The 3,141-nt window shown below is 67.8% G+C and carries 2 protein-coding genes; both read right to left on the bottom strand.

Annotation, left to right across the window (positions count from 1 at the left end; genetic code table 11):
- Positions 1 to 296: 296 nt before the first annotated feature.
- Positions 297 to 701, bottom strand: coding sequence for a DUF7144 family membrane protein (locus tag AC1D1G_RS43605; RefSeq protein WP_477956753.1), 405 nt, complete (start codon positions 699 to 701; stop codon positions 297 to 299).
- Positions 702 to 1,066: 365 nt separating this feature from the next.
- Entirely contained in the window at positions 1,067 to 2,557 is a 1,491-nt protein-coding gene (locus AC1D1G_RS43600; protein ID WP_283352392.1) for a CYTH and CHAD domain-containing protein, read from the bottom strand.
- Between the last annotated feature and the right edge of the window lie 584 nt (positions 2,558 to 3,141).

Here is a 3,141-nt window from a genome sequence, read left to right as displayed (position 1 = left end):
TGAACGCGGTGACCGCGGACAGTTCCAGGTCCAGGTCCTTCTCGGCAACGATCGGCGTCGGGGGGTGCACACGAAGGCCCCGATCTGCCGGTGGCGCGAGAGCCGGCCAACGATGGCGGCGCATACCCTCATCATCGCACCACGCACCGTTCCTCGGTGGTGGATCAGCCAGGGGACAAGAGGTTTCCGATCGCCGTACCCCACATCTTCGCGTGCGGTCTGGGCGCGCATCTCACCCTGCCCCCACCGCGTTCACGACCGAAGATCGTCGAGAGTACCGGCGTCGATCGCGTGTGTCAGTGCCGGGTCGAGCGAGGGATCGCAGTCATGACCGCCCAGATCATCGCCGTGTCGATCGCGATGATCGCGATCGCCCACGCCGGGTAGTGGGGCAGCCAGAGGAAGTTGACGACGATCGATGCTGCCGCGAGGGTGACTGCCAACGTTCGCGCCCACAGGCCACCGCGGAACAGGGCGGCGCCGACCAGCGCGATCACAATTCCGAGCACGAGATGGACCCACCCCCATACGGTCAGGTCGAATTCGTAGGTGTAGTCGGTGATGACGACGAAGACCTGGTCGTTGCCGATCGCGGCGATCCCCTGCAGGATATGCAGCACACCGCTGGTGACCAGCAAGATCGCGGCACCGATCATCGTGTCGGCGGCGATCTCTTGACGGACGGTCGACTTGTCGGTCACGACGATTCACCTCTCGGGACGCCGATGTTGTATGCCCGTTCTCAGTGTGCACCGCTCACCAGGCGTTTGATCCGCGATTGCGCGCATTTCGATCAGACAGAGGTTCTGGAGTCGGGTCCCTAGGAGGTGAATGAACTCGAAATGGCGCAGCGGGGTGCGGTGTCGGTTCCGTTGCCGGTCGCCAGGACTTGGTCACCGCCCAGGCGGCGGTGTAGTCGTCGAGCTCCTCGAGTTCCCGCCGGGACGTGGGTGAGCAGACGTGCGAGCAGCCCGCCCGCCGGGAGACGCCGGGCACGTCGATGCCGTGTCCACCCGTGGATCGGGGTGTCATGAGCCCGTCGGCGGTGCGCGCGGTGCTCGAAGGGTCAGGTGGTGAGCCGGGCGGCATCGTCGCGGGCACGCCGGGCGGCCTGCAGCTCGAGCCCGTAGAGCAACCCGAAGGTGAATCCGTTCTCGCCGCCGGTGCTCCCGGCGCGGGCACCGAGGTCGCGGAGGGTCCCGAGCGCGACCACGCTGTCCTGGTGCTCCCCGAGAACCTTCTGGATCTTCTTGTATTCGGCGATCCTCTTCTTGCTCGTCTTCTTCCCGACCAGTCCACGGGTGAGTTCGCCGGCGTAGCGGGCCCGCTTCGCGGCCTTCCGGGCGCGGTGCAGGGCCACGTCGCCGCCGTCGTCGAGGGCGGCCGCCAACCTTCTGTCGGCCTTGCGGCGGGCCTTCCGGGCGGCCTTCTTCAGCGCCCGGGTCCCGGAGGTCGCGTTCTCGGTCATGGGCGGGTCGGTGCGCCACCGCGCCAGTTCGGCGAGCAGGTTCCGGTACCGGTCACCGTCGACGGTTTCCATGACCTCGGCGCGGTACCGGAGTTGCTCGGCGAGCAGATCATTCTCGATCCGGGCGGCGACCGGACCGAGTACCAGCTCCTCGGGCAGGTCGGTGACCGCGGCGGCGAACCGGGCACGCTGAACCTGCCGGTCCCGGACCTCACCGAGCACCCCCGCGTACCAGGACAGTTCCACGTCGAGCCGCGTCCGGGCGGCGGGATCCAGCACCTTCTTGAACACCCGCAGGGTGCTGCGGAACCGCCGGATCCCGACCCGGGTGGCATGGACCGGGTCCAACCCGCGGCGCAGCCACACATCCCCGCCGACGATCGCCTGGACCTGGGTGTCGAGGTAGGCGGTCAACAGCTCCCGAACCACCTCCGCCCCGGAGTCGTCGGCAGCGGGGTCGTCGTCGACGGTGCCCGGACCGTTCGGGTTCAGTGCCCGGGACAGTTTCGACGGATACCAGGACGGGCGGGCGTCTTCCCGGGTCAACCGTTCACCGACCGCCTCGAGCAGCTTCCCGTCACCGGCATCGCCCAGTTCGACCTCCACCTCGCGCCACTCGCTGGCGACCGCGCCGTCCCCGGCCGAGGCGGCGGTCGCGGTGGCGCGGACCGTGTCGTCGGCGACCTCGGTGAGTAGGTTCCCGTCCGGGTCGAGCATCCGGAGCCGGAGCCGGACCGTCGAGATCGACGCCACCGGGTGCACCGGTTTGCCCAGGGCCACCCCCGAGACCAGGGCGGCCAGCTCGCCGGGCACCGTGTCGTCCGCGGTGAGCGGCACCCGGATTTCGGTGCGCGCCTTGCGGTCGGGCACCTTCAGCTGCCACCCTGCGTCGGTGTTCCCGGATCGGCGCCGCAACGTGACGTGGTGGCGGAGCAGGTCCCGGTCCGTGGTGTCGAAGTATTCGCTGTCGAGGGTGACGGTGTCTTCGTCGAGCCGACCTCCCGGCGGGACCAGGTCGTCCAGGTCCGGAACCGCGAAGTCGGCGCCGACGTCGTACTTGTCTTCCCGCTCCTGCTGCGCCTTGCTCATGGATCCAGACTGCCCGTCCCGCCCGGCGGGTAATCGTGATCTCGTGAAACCCGTGCAGTGCGCCGTTGTGCACCCACAACCACTGCCCATGCCGGAACGGAGTGATCGCACCATTCGTCACCCACCTGGGTGCGATCGGATCAGCGAGAATCGCCGTTTAGGGTGCGGACGTCTCTGTCCCGCAAAATATCCGGAGTGTCATTTCGGGAGGGTGCGTGCCGCATCGTCCTCGACACCATCGGACGCATGACCGGGGAGAGCACTGCATCGTCTTCCGGGCCGTGACGTTGCGGCAGGCGTCTGACCCGTCCACCACGAGGTGTCGGACGCCGGCGCTGGGGTACGACTGTGCACTCCCCCCGCGTTCGGGGCTAGGTCAGCTGTAAAGCAGGGCGTTCCGACGATGATTCGGCTGATCGCCGGTGCTACACGTCAGGAGATTTCATGGAGAAAGCGTGGTTCTTCGCAGCGGGGGCGGCCGTGTGCTTCGTCCTGGGAACCCGGTATGGCCGACAAACCTACGAGAAGATGAGGGATCAGTCCCTCGAAGCCTGGCACAACCTCCCTCGAAGCCTGGCACAACC

The sequence above is a fragment of the Rhodococcus sp. P3_B8 genome, assembly GCF_056402775.1.
This window is presented reverse-complemented; position numbering and strand designations above follow the sequence as displayed.

Coding starts and splice junctions, on each gene's coding strand:
- AC1D1G_RS43600 (WP_283352392.1), bottom strand. CDS start 2,557: ATGAGCAAGGCGCAGCAGGAGCGGGAAGACAAGTACGACGTCGGCGCC.